The sequence below is a fragment of the Methylocystis suflitae genome, from assembly GCF_024448135.1.
GTDB lineage: Bacteria > Pseudomonadota > Alphaproteobacteria > Rhizobiales > Beijerinckiaceae > Methylocystis > Methylocystis suflitae.
Genome location: NZ_JAMRYX010000052.1, coordinates 1 through 15,916, shown reverse-complemented (window position 1 = coordinate 15,916; position 15,916 = coordinate 1). Strand labels below are relative to the sequence as shown.

17 protein-coding genes and 1 pseudogene are annotated in these 15,916 nt (G+C 59.6%); 8 read left to right on the top strand and 10 right to left on the bottom strand.

Features of this window, described 5'->3' with window-relative positions:
• Window positions 1-42: 42 nt before the first annotated feature.
• From NEI07_RS04075 to NEI07_RS04055, 5 genes are read left to right on the top strand one after another with little or no spacing between them, the layout of a single operon-like run.
• The gene (locus tag NEI07_RS04075) at window positions 43-1,095 is read left to right on the top strand and encodes a methyltransferase domain-containing protein (protein WP_256032902.1); all 1,053 of its coding nucleotides are present in this window, start codon (window positions 43-45) and stop codon (window positions 1,093-1,095) included.
• A 38-nt stretch (window positions 1,096-1,133) separates the two neighbouring features.
• A complete protein-coding gene (locus tag NEI07_RS04070; protein ID WP_256032900.1) occupies window positions 1,134-1,946 on the top strand; it encodes a phosphate ABC transporter substrate-binding protein in 813 nt (270 codons plus the stop codon).
• Window positions 1,903-2,781 carry a phosphate ABC transporter permease subunit PstC gene (pstC, locus tag NEI07_RS04065; RefSeq protein ID WP_256032897.1) on the top strand — a complete coding sequence of 293 codons (879 nt, stop codon included), beginning with the start codon at window positions 1,903-1,905 and terminating at the stop codon, window positions 2,779-2,781. Before NEI07_RS04070 ends, pstC begins: the two co-directional genes overlap by 44 nt.
• On the top strand, window positions 2,774-3,661 hold the full coding sequence (gene pstA / locus NEI07_RS04060; protein WP_256032894.1) for a phosphate ABC transporter permease PstA: 888 nt from the start codon (window positions 2,774-2,776) through the stop codon (window positions 3,659-3,661). The genes pstC and pstA overlap by 8 nt, the downstream gene beginning before the upstream one ends.
• On the top strand, window positions 3,658-4,521 hold the full coding sequence (locus NEI07_RS04055; protein WP_256032890.1) for a phosphate ABC transporter ATP-binding protein: 864 nt from the start codon (window positions 3,658-3,660) through the stop codon (window positions 4,519-4,521). The genes pstA and NEI07_RS04055 overlap by 4 nt, the downstream gene beginning before the upstream one ends.
• 31 nt (window positions 4,522-4,552) lie before the next feature.
• Here the strand turns inward: NEI07_RS04055 and NEI07_RS04050 are convergent, their stop codons facing one another.
• The 3 genes from NEI07_RS04050 to NEI07_RS04040 are packed head-to-tail and all read right to left on the bottom strand — an operon-like array spanning window position 4,553 to window position 7,244.
• On the bottom strand, window positions 4,553-5,260 hold the full coding sequence (locus NEI07_RS04050; protein ID WP_256032889.1) for a glycosyltransferase family 2 protein: 708 nt from the start codon (window positions 5,258-5,260) through the stop codon (window positions 4,553-4,555).
• A complete protein-coding gene (locus NEI07_RS04045) occupies window positions 5,257-6,642 on the bottom strand; it encodes a hypothetical protein (RefSeq protein WP_256032888.1) in 1,386 nt (461 codons plus the stop codon). Before NEI07_RS04045 ends, NEI07_RS04050 begins: the two co-directional genes overlap by 4 nt.
• Window positions 6,642-7,244 carry a rhodanese-like domain-containing protein gene (locus NEI07_RS04040; protein ID WP_256032885.1) on the bottom strand — a complete coding sequence of 201 codons (603 nt, stop codon included), beginning with the start codon at window positions 7,242-7,244 and terminating at the stop codon, window positions 6,642-6,644. Before NEI07_RS04040 ends, NEI07_RS04045 begins: the two co-directional genes overlap by 1 nt.
• A 159-nt stretch (window positions 7,245-7,403) precedes the next feature.
• On the opposite strand from NEI07_RS04040, the gene NEI07_RS04035 reads away from it, so the two are divergent.
• The gene (locus NEI07_RS04035; RefSeq protein WP_328516957.1) at window positions 7,404-8,258 is read left to right on the top strand and encodes a TIGR04282 family arsenosugar biosynthesis glycosyltransferase; all 855 of its coding nucleotides are present in this window, start codon (window positions 7,404-7,406) and stop codon (window positions 8,256-8,258) included.
• On the opposite strand, the gene NEI07_RS04030 is transcribed toward NEI07_RS04035, so the two are convergent.
• The 6 genes and pseudogenes from NEI07_RS04030 to mtnP form a co-directional block, all read right to left on the bottom strand.
• Entirely contained in the window at window positions 8,245-9,063 is an 819-nt protein-coding gene (locus tag NEI07_RS04030) for a C40 family peptidase (RefSeq protein WP_256032884.1), read from the bottom strand. The two genes, NEI07_RS04035 and NEI07_RS04030, sit on opposite strands and share 14 nt — an antisense overlap.
• Window positions 9,064-9,069: 6 nt before the next feature.
• Window positions 9,070-9,531, bottom strand: coding sequence for a hypothetical protein (locus NEI07_RS04025; RefSeq protein WP_256032883.1), 462 nt, complete (start codon window positions 9,529-9,531; stop codon window positions 9,070-9,072).
• A gap of 39 nt (window positions 9,532-9,570) precedes the next feature.
• Window positions 9,571-9,849: pseudogene (locus NEI07_RS19700) on the bottom strand (HvfC/BufC N-terminal domain-containing protein); the annotation flags it as partial.
• Entirely contained in the window at window positions 9,846-10,691 is an 846-nt protein-coding gene (gene bufB / locus NEI07_RS04020) for an MNIO family bufferin maturase (RefSeq protein ID WP_256032882.1), read from the bottom strand. The gene bufB and the pseudogene NEI07_RS19700, both read right to left, overlap by 4 nt.
• 74 nt (window positions 10,692-10,765) lie before the next feature.
• Entirely contained in the window at window positions 10,766-11,026 is a 261-nt protein-coding gene (gene bufA2, locus NEI07_RS04015) for a BufA2 family periplasmic bufferin-type metallophore (protein WP_256032881.1), read from the bottom strand.
• Window positions 11,027-11,176: 150 nt separating this feature from the next.
• The gene (gene mtnP, locus NEI07_RS04010) at window positions 11,177-12,064 is read right to left on the bottom strand and encodes an S-methyl-5'-thioadenosine phosphorylase (RefSeq protein ID WP_256032880.1); all 888 of its coding nucleotides are present in this window, start codon (window positions 12,062-12,064) and stop codon (window positions 11,177-11,179) included.
• Between the two features lie 406 nt (window positions 12,065-12,470).
• Here mtnP and NEI07_RS04005 point away from each other — a divergent pair, with 406 nt between their 5' ends.
• Together NEI07_RS04005 and NEI07_RS04000 are read left to right on the top strand one after the other, a co-directional pair.
• Window positions 12,471-14,282, top strand: a complete 1,812-nt coding sequence (locus tag NEI07_RS04005) for an FMN-binding glutamate synthase family protein (RefSeq protein WP_256032879.1) — start codon at window positions 12,471-12,473, stop codon at window positions 14,280-14,282.
• Between the two features lie 173 nt (window positions 14,283-14,455).
• Window positions 14,456-14,977: a TlpA disulfide reductase family protein gene (locus NEI07_RS04000; RefSeq protein WP_256032878.1), complete on the top strand. Its 522-nt coding sequence runs from the start codon at window positions 14,456-14,458 to the stop codon at window positions 14,975-14,977.
• A gap of 60 nt (window positions 14,978-15,037) precedes the next feature.
• Here the strand turns inward: NEI07_RS04000 and NEI07_RS03995 are convergent, their stop codons facing one another.
• Window positions 15,038-15,613, bottom strand: a complete 576-nt coding sequence (locus NEI07_RS03995) for a DsbA family protein (protein WP_256032877.1) — start codon at window positions 15,611-15,613, stop codon at window positions 15,038-15,040.
• Window positions 15,614-15,916: the final 303 nt, after the last annotated feature.

Below are 15,916 nucleotides of genomic sequence, written 5' to 3'. Positions count from 1 at the left end.
GATTACGCCGAAAGGGTAACGGTCGGCTGAAAAGGCGCGCTCATGAACATTCAGGTCGTTAAGGATTATTACGGCAAGATCCTTCAGGGATCGCAGGACCTCAAAACCAAAGCATGTTGCACACCGGACAATATGCCGGAGCGCGTCAAAGCGCTCCTGTCGAACGTCCATGACGAGGTGCTGGCGAAATATTATGGCTGCGGCCTCGTCGTTCCGGAGCTTTTGCAGGGACGCCGCGTCCTAGACCTTGGTTGCGGATCGGGTCGCGATGTTTATGCGCTTGCCCAACTCGTCGGACCGTCGGGCGAGGTCGTTGGCGTCGATATGACGCCGGAGCAGCTTGTGGTCGCTGAGGCGCATGCCGACTGGCATATGTCGAAATTCGGCTTCGATCGGCTGAACGTGCGGTTTCTCAGAGGATATATCGAGGCGCTCAATACGCTCGGACTGGAACCGGGCAGCTTCGACGTCGTCGTATCCAATTGCGTCGTCAATCTGTCGATCGACAAGCCGGCGGTCCTCGAGGGCGTCTTCGACCTGCTCAAGCCTGGCGGCGAATTTTATTTCGCCGACGTCTATGCCGACCGGCGGCTTGATGAGGCGGTGCGCGGGGATCCCGTTCTGTATGGCGAATGCCTCGGTGGAGCGCTCTATTGGGGAGATTTCCTCGCCCTGGGAAGGTCCGCGGGCTTTGGTGATCCGCGTCTCGTGACAAGCCGGCGACTTGAGATCACTGACCCGGGAGTCGAAGAAAAAATTGGCGCGGCGCGCTTCTATTCGGCGACATATCGCCTGTTTAAGATCGATGCGCTCGAGCCCGCCTGCGAGGACTATGGTCAGGCGGTGATTTACAAAGGCGGCGTTCCGGATGCGCCGCATGTGTTCTCGCTCGACAGCCATCATGCGATGGAAAAGGGGCGGATTTTCCCGGTCTGTGGCAATAGCTGGCGGATGCTGAAGGAAAGCCGCTTCGCGCCGCATTTCGAGTTTATCGGCGATTTCTCCCATCATTACGGCGTGTTTCCCGGCTGTGGGACGAACATCCCCTTCTCCCCCGACGCCAGTCGCGGCGGCGAATTCGGCGACTGCTGCTGATGTCGGTCTCTTGGTTTCGCGGAAAGGACCGACGCGCGTTGGCGTCTATCGGCCGCATTTGTGCGGTCTATATCGCTTTTTTCTCGTCGTCTCTCGGGCATGCGGCCGACAACCGGCTCGTGCTGACTGGCTCGAGTACCGTGGCGCCGCTCGCGGCGGAGATCGGCAAGCGGTTCGAGGAGCAAAACCCCAGCATCCGCGTCGACGTGCAATCGGGCGGTTCCTCTCGCGGCGTCGCCGACGCCCGCTCAGGCCTCGCGGACCTCGGCATGGCGTCGCGCGCGCCGAACGCCGACGAGACGGACCTGCAATTCTTTACGATCGCGCGCGACGGCGTCGGGATTATCGTGAATACGAATAATTTGGTCCGGTCGCTGACGGACGAGCAGATTGTCGCGATCTATACGGGAAAAATCACCGATTGGAGCAAAGCTGGCGGCGCAGCCGGACGGATTACGGTCGTCAACAAGGCTGAGGGCCGGTCGACCCTCGAACTGTTCCTCCACTATTTCAAGCTGAAGGGCGGCGACGTGAAAGCGCATGTCATTATCGGCGAGAATCAGCAAGCCATAAAGACGGTGGCCGGCAATCCTGGCGCCATCGGCTATGTGTCGATCGGTTCGGCGGAATATGAAGCGGATCACGGCGCTCACATCAGGCTCTTGCCGATGAGTGGCGTCGCGGCGTCTGTTGAGAATGTTCGAAGCGGATCCTTTCCGCTCGCCCGCCCGCTCAATCTTATCAGCAAGGGAGAGCCCGGGGCCGTCGCGAGACGTTTCGTCGATTTCGCTCGATCGAGAGGCGTTCATGACATTGTCGCATCGCAGTTCTTCGTCCCGGTCGCGCCGTGATACGCGACTTGTCGCGGCGGTGGCGACGGCCGCGCTGGGCTCGTCCGCCATATTCGTGTTGATCGTCGGCTTCCTTCTGAAGGAATCGTGGCCGGCGCTATCCACGATTGGTCCTGCGCGATTTCTCTTCGACCCGGCGTGGCGCCCGACCGAGGGCCTCTTCGGCCTCGCCCCCATGCTGTCCGCGTCGCTTGCGGCTTCGGTCGGCGCGGTCATCCTCGCCACGCCGCTCGGAGTCGCCTCGGCGATTTTCTGCCGCCATTATGCGCCGCCCCCGATCGGATGGATTCATCGCTGGTCGATGGCTCTGTTGTCTGGCGTCCCATCTGTCGTCATCGGACTTTGGGGGTTGACCGCCATCGTCCCGCTAATCGGCCGCTTCGAGCCTCCCGGCGCCAGCCTGCTTGCCGGGATTCTGATCCTGACAGTGATGATTACGCCGACCATCGCTTTGACAAGCGGGGCGGCGCTCGATTCCCTCCCAGATGCATATGGGCGGGGCGCTGTGGCGCTGGGATTGTCGCGCGAGGCGACGCTGGCGCATGTGCTGCTTCCCGCCGCGCGCGGCGGCGTCGTCGCCGGCATTCTGCTTGCCGCGGCGCGCGCCCTTGGCGAGACGATGGCGATCGTCATGGTCAGCGGCAATGTCGTGCAGGCGCCGTTGAGCCTGTTCGACCCAGTGCGGATGCTGACAGCCAATATTGCGCTGGAGATGGCTTACGCGAGCGGCAGCCACCGCGCCTCGCTGTTCGTTTCCGGACTGATGCTCACAGCTCTTGTCATCGCACTGGCGGCGGCAGCCTGGCGCCTTTCGGGGGACCGCTGTCATGGATGAGGTAGCGAGGCCCCAGGCGGCGTCGACAATGCTGCCGACGTCTTCCCTGCGTGACGCGCTGTATCGCTTCGGCATTTGCATCGCCGCCTTGCTTGTCGCCGCGATATTTTTCTGGCTGCTCGCCGATCTGGCGCGGCAGGGCGTGGGCCGCCTCGACTGGACCTTTCTCACCACTCCGCCACGCAATGCGGGGCGCGATGGCGGTCTCGCGCCCATCCTCGTCTCGACATTTCTGATTGTCTTTGTGGCGATGTCGGTCGCGGCGCCGCTCGGCGTCGCCACGGCAATTTTCCTTTCGGAATTCACGCCCGCAGGCGGACGCTTGGCGCGCTGGATGAGTCTCAGTCTGGACGTCCTCGCGGGTACGCCGTCCATCGTATTCGGTCTCTTTGGCGGCGCATTCTTTTGCGTCTTTCTGGGCCTCGGTTTTTCGATTCTCTCGGGCGGCATGACCCTCGCGTGCATGGCGCTTCCTATCCTGATCCGTACGATCGAATCAGGACTGCGGTCTTCGCCGATCGAGTGGCGTCTCGGCGCCGCCGCTCTTGATCTCTCACGCGCGACCCTTCTCTGGCATGTCCTGCTGCCCGCCGCCGCGCCGTCGCTCGCCACCGGCCTGAGCCTTGGAATTGGCCGGGCGGTGGCGGAAACGGCGGCGCTCATTTTCACAAGTGGCTATGTCGATCGTATGCCGTCATCTCTCTTCGACTCCGGCCGAGCGCTTTCCGTCCATATCTACGATCTCACGATGAATGTCAGCGGCGGCGACGCCAACGCCTATTCCTCGGCGCTCGTTTTGATCGCCTTCCTGATCGCCGCGAACAGTCTCGCATTTTGGTTCTCAAACAGAATATTCGGCCGAAGGGTGGCCCGCGCATGATCGCGTACATTGCAGACACAGACGCTACAGCCGGCTCCGGCCGCGCCGCCTATACCCTCGGCCCGCTGGCGGCCGGGCCTACCTGCTGCGAGCCGAGGCCACAGATTAGCGTCGAGAATCTGACGCTGGCGTATGATGGACGCGCGGCCCTCAAGGAGGTGAGCCTCGATATCTTCCGCGGTTGCGTCACAGCGCTGATTGGTCCGTCAGGTTGCGGGAAGACGAGTTTTCTCTCGAGCCTCAACCGGCTGAGCGATCTCATTCCGGGATGCGAAGTCGAAGGGCGGATTCTTTTCGATGGCCAGAATATTCATGATCAGCTCACCAATGTCCGGGCGCTGCGGCGTCGCGTCGGAATGATCTTCCAGCGGCCCAATCCGTTTCCGCTCTCCATCCGACGCAATCTTGAGATGCCGCTGAAGGAGCATGGCGTTCGGCGCCGCGCCGATCTCGATGCGGCCGTGTGGCGGTCGCTCGTCGACGTTGGCCTTTGGGAGGAGGTCAGGGATCGGCTCGACGCTCCCGCGCTCGCGCTGTCCGGCGGACAACAACAGCGTCTGTGTATCGCCCGCGCCATCGCGCTGCAGCCGGACGTCCTGCTGATGGACGAGCCGTGCAGCGCGCTCGATCCCGTTTCCTCGACAATCGTCGAAGATCTGATCGCGAGTCTGCGAGGCAGCTACACGATTGTCATCGCCACTCACAATCTGGCTCAGGCGCGCCGCATCGCCAATTTTGCCGGCTTCTTCTGGGTGAAGGATCGCGCCGGCGTGCTGATCGAATTTGATCATTGCCAGCGAATTTTTGACTCGCCACGCCATGAACTGACGGCGGCTTATGTTGGCGGGCGAAGCGGTTGAGGCGCGCGCTACGGAAGGCCGAGCGAAGCAGTCAGCCTTGCCGAAGGGCCTCCCGACCGATGACGTAGAGGATCTTGACGCCAGCGCCGATGGCGCCCCTAAGCGTGCCCGAAACCTTTGACGCCCCGATGCGTCTTCGGTAGCGAACCGGAACTTCGAGCGTGCGCAAGCCATGTTTCACCGCGCGCGCCTGCATCTCCACCGTCCAACCGTAATTCTCGTCGGTCAACGCCAGTCGCCTGAGGGAGTCGCGCCTTATGGCGCGGAAGGGTCCAAGATCCGTATAACGCGCGCCCCAGATCCACCGCATCAGCAGGCAGGCAAGCCAATTTCCAAATAATTGCTGCGGCGTCAACGCGCCCGCTTCCCTTTTTCCCAACGTTCGTGATCCAAGGACAAGATCGGCAGCGCCATCGGCGATAGGCGCGACGAGCGCCGACATGTCGGCCGGATCGTCGCTCGCATCGCCGTCCATGAAAACGATCACATCCACGGATGGCATGACCGAGAGCGCGGTCAGACACGCGCGTCCATAGCCGTGGCGCGGCTCCGTGACGACGACCGCACCCAGATCTCTCGCAATCTTGCCCGAACCATCACTCGACTGGCCATCGGCGACGACAACGATCTTCACCCAATCGGGAATCGCAGACAACACCACCGGCAAAGCGGCGGCTTCGTTCTTCACTGGAATGACGACCCCGACGGAAAGATCGCCCGGCGCAACGGCGTTGTTCATGCGCGGCTCGCGCAGAGCGTCTTCTGGTCATGAATTCGGCGCCACAGAAGCCAAGCCCAGACCGGCGCCGCGTGCAAAATTGCGACGCCGTTCTGAAACAGCGCGCGCTCGCCCATGGCCGCCATCGGAAAGAACAGATAATATGCAGGAAGCGTCACGGAAGCCAGAAGCAGCGGCCAGCACTGTACAGCGGCTGCGAGCGGTAGGAACCACAGCGCATACCAGGGGAATTGCGCCGGGGACAGATAGAAAACCGTTGCGGCGACGATGAGCGCGCGGCCGAGAAGGTCACGCAAATCCTCGATCCGACGCATAGAGATGATGACGGCGACGGCCGCGGCGGAGCCGCCAGAAAGATAACGCAAGGTTTTTGCCGTCCAGCGAGAATCGTCGCCACTGACGCAGTCGAACAGCCTGCACAGCCATGTAAAGGGCGCATTGTTGTTTTGCCAGTGCGCTGCATAGGCCGCGAGACCCGAGCGATCCGAGAAGGAAGCGGCGAATAGCGGCGCCAGCAGAATTGCCGCAGCAATAGTGAAGACAAAAATGGCGATGACTGGATAGCGCCGCCCATCGAGATGCACGCGCGCGATGAGAGGCGCGAGAAGTATGGGCCATATCTTGACGCCGACCGCCAACGCGAGCAACGCCGCGCACGCAATGGACCTCATGCGATAGGCGGCGAACATTGCGCTGAGAACCAGCGGGCCAAGCAGAAGATCGACATGAACAGTCGCGGCGCCCGCAAAGACAACGAGAGGATTGCACCAGTAAAGCGCCGCCAGCATGCGCGGTCGGTTCAGTTCGTCCAGAAGCCGGAACATGATGCCGAGCGTCGCAACGTCGGCGATCGCAAAAAGGAGCCGAAGGCCGTCGACGCTCCAGGGGGCGACAATGTGCGCCGCGCCAAAGGCAAGTTGCGCGGCGCCAGGATAGATCGAGGTATATTCCGGGAAATTGATGCGTTTGAGCGTCGAGCGCCCGGTCTCGGCCAGCTGGTCGAAGGGCGGCGTCCCGCTCTGACCTGTCGCCGCCTGTGCCGGCGAAAACGCGTAGGGGCTGCGACCCGAGGCGACGGCGGCTCCATCCCATAGATAGCGGTAAAAGTCGTCTTCGAGCGGCGGCGCCGTCGCGAACCAGACGAGCCTCATGGCGAGGCCAAGTCCAACCATCGGCCAAAAAGGCGACGCACGACTCAGCCTCGCGGGTATCGCGCATATCCTATGCATATAAACGAGCCCGACCGCCGCCGACGCCGACAGAAGCCCGACGAGCGGCGCGACGTCGGCAAAATCCTTCACCGCCGCATGAGTCAGGCCAGGGCTCAGGACGACGAGCGCAATCTGGCTCGCCGCCAGCAGAGCGCCTACCCAAATGCTCATCAACCGCGCGCCTTCATGGCGCGCTGAAGCAATCTGCCCCATGACTCGTCGTACGGGTCTATTCGATTGACGGACCCGACCAAATCGACGACAGGCCGCCCTTCGCTGAACCAGCGGAAAATCCCTCCTCGGAGATTGTAAAGCGCGAGGGATTCATGCGCGGCCGCCTGCGCGATGCGCTCCACCAGGATTGAGCTGCGCACGCCAACGGAGCAATAAAAGATCGCGACCCGCCCGCGCAGCTCCGCTGCATGCTCGGCGAGGAAACGATCTGCCGATTCGGCGGGATCAACATGGAGCGCGCCCGGCAAGTGTCCCGCGTCGAATTCGCGACTCTCGCGAACATCAAATAGAACGGCGTCCCCGGACGCGATTAGTCGAGATGCTTCAGCGCTTACGATGTTGGGAACATTGTACTTTGCTGCAACGGCGCGCTCTACGTCCGCCAAAGCGACGTTCTTCGATGCAGGATTTGGGATCGATACAGGGCGAAGTTCAACAAAGGTAACGCCGCTGGCTACTCCGACAAGCGTAAGTGCCCAGAGGAAATTAGAGGATTTCCAGAGCCGCCCCCTACGTTGGATTGCCTGCTTTGACGCCATTCATCCTTATCCGGTTGGACAGTCGGGAGCTAGTTCGAGCCGCTAAGCGAAAAGTTACATTCACCATGGCGATAGCCGACGAAATAGAAGGCGCAGAGCCCCGTAACTTCGAAGTGCTCCAATGCGAATAGCCTCGCATAACCGAGCGAAGGAGCTGAAATGCCTCAGGCGATCCCGCCGATATGGTCCCTGCCCCAAGCTGAGGCGATCGCTGTAGGGCTTATGTGCAAAGCGCCGCGTCCCGGTCACGCGAAAACTCGCCTGGGTCGCACGATCGGCGCGGATTTCGCAGCCTTGCTTTCTGGATGCTTCCTGCGCGACGTTGCGAAAATTATCGAGACCCTCCAATCAAGCCACAACTTGCAGGGCTATGGGCTTTACGCCCCGATCGACGCCGCCGCCGAGATCGCGGCGTTGCTTCCCCGCTCATTTCGTCTCGTTCCGCAACACGGCGATGACTTCTCTTCAATCGTCCATGGCGCAATCGCCAGTCTCCTCGAACGCCATCGCGGCGGCGCGATGCTCATTAACTCCGACAGTCCAACGCTTCCTCCGCAGATTCTAGCGATGGCGTCGGATGCGCTCCGGCGCCATGAAGATTGCATCGTTCTCGGTCCGGCATTCGATGGCGGATATTACTTGATCGGACTCAAGCATGCTCACTGGGAGCTGTTTCGAGACATCCCCTGGAGCACGAATGAGGTCGCGCGAGTGACGCGCGACCGCGCGCGGGAATTAGATATCCCCACCGTCGAGCTTCCGATGTGGTACGATGTCGATGACGCAGCCGACTTTTCGCGCCTGCTCGAAGAAATCGCAGGCGTACCGCCAAGCTTCGAAAGTTCTGGAGCTGGTGCGAATGGGCATTCTGGTGAGCTGCACGCTGCTCCCGCGCTCGCGACCCGCGCCATGATCAAGAAGTGGAGCCAGGACCGCGAACTTTATTTGGAATCAGATCGTGGGTCGAAGCGCGCACGCGAAATTGGCCGACACACTAACGTCAGGGATGCTTGAAAACGGCGTTCTGCGCAGGCGACGCGCCATCGTCCCAGCGCAATGCGCGGAAGTCGAATTCACCATCGATGAGAGGTTTGATGATCTGAAAATAGGGAGAAACATCGAAGTCCCGCGGCGTGAACAGCCCGTGGTGGCGAATGGTGAGGATCTCTTCAATGCATCCCGGGCAATCAGGCGCGCTCATATCCCGAGCATTCACGATCGGCAGAATCGGATAGCGGATCGACTGGAACGCTTGCGCAATCAACGTGGAGCAAATGGCCCGCGTAGGATCGCCGCTGCCCAAGGCGATCATGCGACGACGGAACCGCTGTGGAACCGGGGGGTTCGGCAACAGATAACGCGCAAGATCGATGATGTTGCGAAGATCATAGTGATTACCCAAACGCTCAATGACATAGGACGTCACCTTGCGGCGTTCGGTTTCGTCGAGCCCTATGGGCCGGCAAATACGTGTCTGGACATTCTCGAATTCACTAATCCCGACGGTACGAACGCCGTCCACCAAGTCGACTTCGACGAAGCAGTGATCGCTATCAGTGGCGGTCTGCGTGAGGTGCGACCCGACATACAGCGCCGCATGCGACCACGGGGACTGCGTCAAATATTTTACTGCTGCGCTGACTCGGCTGTTCCCTTCTACGAGCAAAACATCGGCTGGGTGCAGGCATGCCAGCAGCCGCGTCGGGCTCGTTACCGGTCCGGAGGTATGAACGTGCGTTGGGGTCGTCAGTAAGCGCGCTAGTCCTTCGCCGAACCAACCGACAATCTTTCTCATCGCAAGCGGCTCGGCGCGAAACATGGCGGATCAGTCATCGAGCGCCAGACAGGATATGATCCCTGCCGCGAACCACTGCGTGAGGAACTCCCCGGCTCGGGCAGCGACGTTCTCACCCGACCCCTGGAATTGGAGAAGCGAACAGATCTCGGCAAACGACTTTCCCGCCGAAGCTTCAATCAGGGCAAGCCGCTCGTCGGGCGAAACGAGACGATAAGACGACTGATGATCGCTGCTACGCCAAAACAGGATGTGCTCTTCCCCCTCATCGATCAGTGGCAGCTCCTGCCCGTCACGCGCCGCTTCATATAGGGCCGCCGTTCCTACGGCGAGATCCAGGAGTTCGCAGCTAGGGTGGAATTTGAAAGAAATCGATGGCCAGCCTTCCGCAGAAACAGCTGCTAGCACATCGATAGAGAGGCGTGGCCCGTCGGCTGCGTCGAACGCATCGGCGAGCGCACGCTCGAAGCGCGCGAGGTCGATCGCTTGCATGTCGTTTTCCAAACGCGCATGCGTTCTCATGAATTCGGGAAGACGCGCTCCGTACCAACGCGCGTTTCGAACGCGCGACGGCGCCGCTAAAATATACGCCTCGACGAGAGACCCGAAATCTTCGTCCTCAAGATAATATCTTAGAACCGGATAGTCGTTCGAGAGAAACTCCGCGAGGCGAAGTCGGTAAGCGTTATGATAGACGGCAAAAAGCGTCTCCGCGTTCGTCCTTTTCGAATCCGCGACGAAACGCGGCGCGATCGCTTCTTCGCTCAATATCCCGGCCTGAAATCTTTCTTGCAGCTCGGCGAGCGTCATGCAGTCGTCTCCTCTCGTGAGTGGACGACGGCGGCGTATACCGACCTTGCACGTTCGAGTTCGGCGACCAGTTCATGGAATGGCGGAAAGTTGTCGTCGCGCTCGATCATCGTCGAGACCTCGCCGAATTGGCGGCAAACCTGTTCGTAAAGCTTCCACACGTCAGCGCAAATTGGCTGATCATGCGTGTCGATCTTATGCGTTGCAGCGTCCGAATGGCCCGCGAGGTGTAGTTGCACCACACGCTCTGCTGGAATTGAATCGACAAATTGGCGTTCATCGAAGCCATGATTGAACGCAGAGACGTAAATATTGTTTACGTCGACAAGCAGCCAGCAGTCGGCGCGCTTCGCCATCTCTCGGACAAAGGTCCATTCGTCCATTTCGGATTCATGGAACGTCACGTAGGTGGATGCGTTCTCGATCGCGATCCTTCGTCCGAGAAAATCCTGCACGCGGCTTATCCGGTCTACAACGTGTTGCAACGCCTCGAAAGTGTAAGGAACGGGAAGTAGATCGTGCATGTTCACGCCATGGACGCCCGTCCAGCAGAGATGATCGGAAATCCAACGGGGCTCGATACGATCAGCGAGTTTCTTGAGGGCTTTGAGATAATCGAAATCGAGCGGATCGGTGGACGCCAGAGACATCGACACGCCATGCATGACAATGGGATAGTCGGCTCGAATGCGTTCGAGCATGGCGACCGGCCGGCCTCCCGGAACAAGATAATTTTCCGTGATGATCTCTAGCCAGTCCACATTCGGCCGGCTTTCGAGAAGCTCTCGGTAATAGACGGGCCGCAGACCGAGACCAAAGCCCAGGGGCATAGGCTTGTTCATGGCGAATGACTCAGACGTAATTGGCCAGCAGCGAAGGCGGGCGGACGCGATGTCCGCCCGATGGTCTTAACTGATTAGCCGACAGTGCCGCCCTGCGCCTCGCAGGCGCCCTTCGATTTTGCAGGGAGCCAGCCCTGGCCTTTGCACGCATTCTGGCCCTTGCAACCGCTACTCGCTGTCTGACAGGCGCCCTGGCCCTTGCAGGCGTTGAGGCCCACGCAATGAACGGATTTCATGCCCTTTTTCGCGGCAGCTGGCGTCGAGGCCGCGCCGCTAAGCGCCAGCGCAATCGCCGCGGCGGCGAGAGTCGAGCCCGAAACGATACTGACCTTCATGTCAATCTCCCTATTGGTTCGCTCAACTGGCGAACAGCGATGAGGACCCCTCACGAGCCTCACGAAACATGTTTCGCGCGGAGTGCGCCTAAAGTTACAGAGAATGTATCCGTTGGAGTTGCACGCAATTAATCGGGCGCCGGCTCGTAGCTAGCTAGTGGGCTCTCGGGCTTTCTTCAGGCGACGACCACAAATGGCGTCCAATTTCGATAGGAGGCTTGGATCCCACACCGATGGATCGCTGATGACAACGGAATCCAGGCAGCTGTCGATCGGCGAAGGCGCCCGGGGATTACGGAGGCGCTTCGCGAGTTCGACGATCAGACGTTGGGCGCCTCCCACGTTCGCGCGCATCACCGCCAAAATGCTCGCAACGTCCACCTCGGCGCTATCTTCGCGCCAACAGTCATAATCCGTGATCATGCAAAGATTGGCGTAAGGAAGCTCCGCCTCCCGGGCGAGTCGAGCCTCCGGCATCGCGGTCATCCCAATGACATCGCAAGCCCAGCTTCGATACAGCCGGCTTTCCGCGCGCGTTGAAAACTGCGGTCCTTCCATTGCAAGATAGGTCACGCTCTCGATCAGTCTCAGGCCAACTTGGCGAGCGGCGTCCTTGGCGTAGCTGGACAGGCGAGGGCAAACAGGGTCAGCCATGGAGACATGCGCGACGAAGCCTGCGTCAAAAAACGATCTCGCTCTATTTTCCGTTCGATCGACGTACTGACCGACGGTGGCGAACATGCCTGGCGCCAACTCCTCCTGCAGCGACCCCACAGCCGAGACCGACAAGATGTCTGTGCAGCCAGCCCGTTTTAGGGCGTCGATGTTGGCGCGCGAGTTTATGGCGCTGGGCGGAAGTCGGTGACCACGCCCATGCCGCGGCAGAAAAACCAAACGAGTCTCTTCTACCACGCCAAAGAGCAATTCATCGGAAGGTTCGCCCCATGGGCTGTCGACCTTGACCCAGCGGCGATCCATCAGGCCTTCGAATTCGTACAGGCCCGATCCACCTATTATTCCCAATGTCCAGTGCGTCAAAATCCTCTCCTTAGTAGGGCGATCCATGATTGTTGTAGCATGACGCCTTCGGGCCGTTCATCAACAATGTAGCGACAGAAACGCGCGAGCTATGCGTCGTGACACGCCAGGGGCGCGCGTTTGGCGCTTCGCGCAACTACTCGCGCCTCGGATGTAACCTCGCGGCCCCTTACAGCGAAAATGAATTCGTATCGTGTGAACAGCGTCGAACGGCCGAAGACTCAAATGAGCGATAAGCCGCTCCCCTTTCCAAAAACAGTCGATCGCCCGCAGTTTGACTGCCCGACAGTGGACCTGCCGTAACCTATTTGCCTCCTGCATCGAAAGATATGTCGGCTCCCGAGATAATCTGGCCCACCGTACCGAGTGTCTTGAGAGCTGCTTTCCGGGCGTGGTCGCGGCGAAGATGAACAAGAAGCGCCTCATCGCGCTCGGGAAGCTTTTTAGGCATGTGGGCTACGACCGTGCGAGCGCGAGCGCCCTGTTCGCGGTCTCGCTATCTGAGCTCGCTGAAGGTCAAAAGAATAAAGGTCATGTAGTGCATAGTTCGATCACCGCTTTTGCTATCGCAACGCCATTGCTAACGGCGCTGCTCGCCTGGTTCTGGCCGCCAGCGCTCGTATCATTTGCAATAATCCTGCCTCTCATCGGGATCGGGCTCTACGATAGGCGCCAGACTCGTCACAGTCTCAGGCGCAACTATCCATTGTTCGGACGCGGTCGCTGGGTGATGGAGTGGATACGTCCCTTCATCCGCCAGTATCTAATCGAATCTGATACAGATGGAGCTCCCATCAATCGTATGTTTCGTAGCATTGTTTACCAGCGCGCCAAGGGGACGCTGGAAGCGGTTCCGTTCGGAACACAGATCGATACCTACCGGGCGGGTTATGAGTGGATGGGGCACTCTCTCGAAGCCATCGACACGAAAACGCTGAATGCTGACATTCGCGTAATGGTAGGTGGACCAGAGTGCCGCCAGCCGTACTCCGCAAGCATCTTCAACATTTCCGCGATGAGCTTCGGAGCGCTGAGTCGAAACGCGATATTGGCGCTGAACGCGGCAGCGAAAGACGGCAATTTTTTCCATAACACGGGAGAGGGCGGCATTAGCCCTTATCATCTGAGGCCAGGCGGCGACCTGGTGTGGCAGATAGGCACTGGCTATTTCGGCTGCCGAGACGAATCAGGCACGTTTTCGCCCACGGCCTTTGCTGAAAAGGCGAAACTCCCCAGCGTGAAGATGATCGAAATCAAGCTTTCGCAAGGCGCCAAGCCGGGTCACGGCGGGATTCTCCCCGCTGAAAAGAATACGCCTGAAATCGCTGTAATACGGGGCGTGCCTGTGGCCACGCAGATAGATTCGCCACCTGTCCACAGCGCCTTTTTCGGACCGCTCGGTTTGCTTGAGTATGTCCGCCGCTTGCGCGAACCTTCCGGCGGGAAGCCCGTGGGAATTAAACTGTCGATAGGTCGAGAAAGTGATTTTGTCGCCATTTGTAAAGCGATAACTCGCAGCGGCATCCTGCCCGACTTCATCACAGTTGACGGCGGCGAGGGCGGCACCGGCGCAGCGCCGCTCGAATACGTCAACTCGGTCGGTATGCCCTTGCGAGAGGCGATAGCTTTCGTCGATGATTGCCTGACCGGCTTTAGTCTTCGCCAGGACATCCGCATCATCGCCTCGGGCAAAATTCTGACGGGTTTTCACCTAGTCAAGAATCTGGCTTTGGGGGCGGATTTGTGCAACAGCGCCCGGGGTATGATGCTGGCCCTCGGTTGTGTGCAGTCGCTCACATGCAACAGCAACCGTTGCCCCACTGGCGTCGCCACCCAGGATCCCAGGCTCTACCGGGGACTAGTGATCGCGGACAAGCGACTTCGAGTTGTCCGATATCACCGCAGAACTGTCCACGCTACGACCGAAATCATTGCCTCTGCAGGTCTGCGCCATAGCTCGGAGCTGGATCGCACACATATTTACCGTCGAGTCAGTCACGATGCCATACGCCGATATGATCAGATTTTCCCTTACCTCAAGGACGGCAGTCTCCTGACAACGGAGCCGCCGGACGGTTGGCGGCTCCACTTGGATGAGGCGGACCCAAAGGAGTGGCGGCCACGCCGGCGCCTGACGGAAGTCGATCTGCAGCTTTGGGATTCTCGCGGCGAGCCAGGTCGTCCAAACGGGGTCTCAGACAATGTTGTGCGAGTGTGATGCCGTTGCCGCTGCTCTTACGCGCTTTCCGTTTAAACGGAATCGTTCGACGATATGAAAATAGAGCTTGCTCTAGCCCGTCCTTCCGGCCGATCGCCAGCGCCCGATGCAGGTCTGCAAAAAGAATCTGCGGCGATCGAAGTTGCCACAACCTTCTATTCGGCATTTTTCCATTGAATGGCGGCTTCATGCAAGCGTGTCGCACGCTCTCAGTTTGCGTTTTGGCGAGCGCATGGACATTTGCTGCTCAGGCACAAACAGATGCGCCGCCAACTCTACAAACGAACGGTAGCCAGTTTATTGAGCTGCAACCGCGAGCGCGGGCTCCTAAAATCGTGTTGGACCGGCTCGACGGCAAACTCGTTCCGCTCAGCGCGTCACACGGGAAGGTCGTTTTATTGAGCTTCTGGGCGACGTGGTGTCCGCCGTGCCGGAGAGAGTTGCCGACGCTTGAGCGATTGCAGAGGACTTTTCCAAGGAAGCTGGAAATCGCTGCGATCTCCGTTGACAGAGCCGGCAGACCGACGCTCGAACGATTTCTCGACAGGTTGCACGTCAAGCGCCTGCGCATTTACCTGGATCCGGACGGACGGGTCGCCGAGCGCGCCAATCAGGAAACCGGCGCGCCGTTTCCTCTTTACGGAATGCCAATTACCTACGTGATCGACCGAAGCGGCTGGCTACATCAAGGGTGAAGTTGACTGGCTATCGGCTGAGGCGATCGCGTTCCTAAGGTATTTCATTGACGGCTGACCTTATCCCTTGTCGTCGCATGTCGGGCGTTCGCAACGACGCATGTTTGAGATAATCGCTTGCAGCGCTTTCTTGCCCGGCCAGCCCGGAAATCCAAACCCGCCGATCGCAAATGATGGCGTCATTGACACGCCGAGACTGGCGGCAAGTTCCGCCTGCCGTCGCAACACGCCCACCACGACGGCGCTGTCGGCTGATTCTTCTACTTTGGCGGGATCGAGAGCCATTTCGCGCGCAATTGCGAGCGCCGAGACGCCGTTACTTTGGCCGCGCTTGGCGAACATTCGCTGATGGAATGCGTAGGCGACGGATGGGCCGTACAGTCTAAAAATGGCCTGCTGAACCTTCGCGGCCTGAACCGAACCGACCGACAGTATAGGACTGTTGATAAGTCCGAGTTTCACGTCCGGATTGGCGGCGATTACCTCGTCGATCTCCCGCGCCGCTTTTCGACAATACGCGCAGTTATAATCAAAAAATTCGTAAAGTTCGACGTCGGCCGACGTCGCTCCTTTCCAGACGACGCCCGGCAGTGACGACGGATAAAGGTTAGACGGAATGCGAAATGTCTCCGGCAACGCGCCATCTTCGGCGCGCGCGGCATAATTGGCATCTGCATTCGCATGCGCCGATGTTATGATCAATGGGAGAGCGCCGAGAACGAAGAACGCTCCTCGGCGGGTTACGCAGTCCTCGGTATTTCTCGACTCTATTCGCTGCACCAGCTTTCACCTTTTGATTGTGCTTCCGATCTCGACCATGACCTCGTCTCTACAAGAGAACCTTGGGAAATTAAGGGGTGCGGGGGCGCCATTGATCGCAGATCGTAGAATCTGCTCACGGCAAGAGATAACCCGTCAAGCGACTCCCGTTTGATTCTG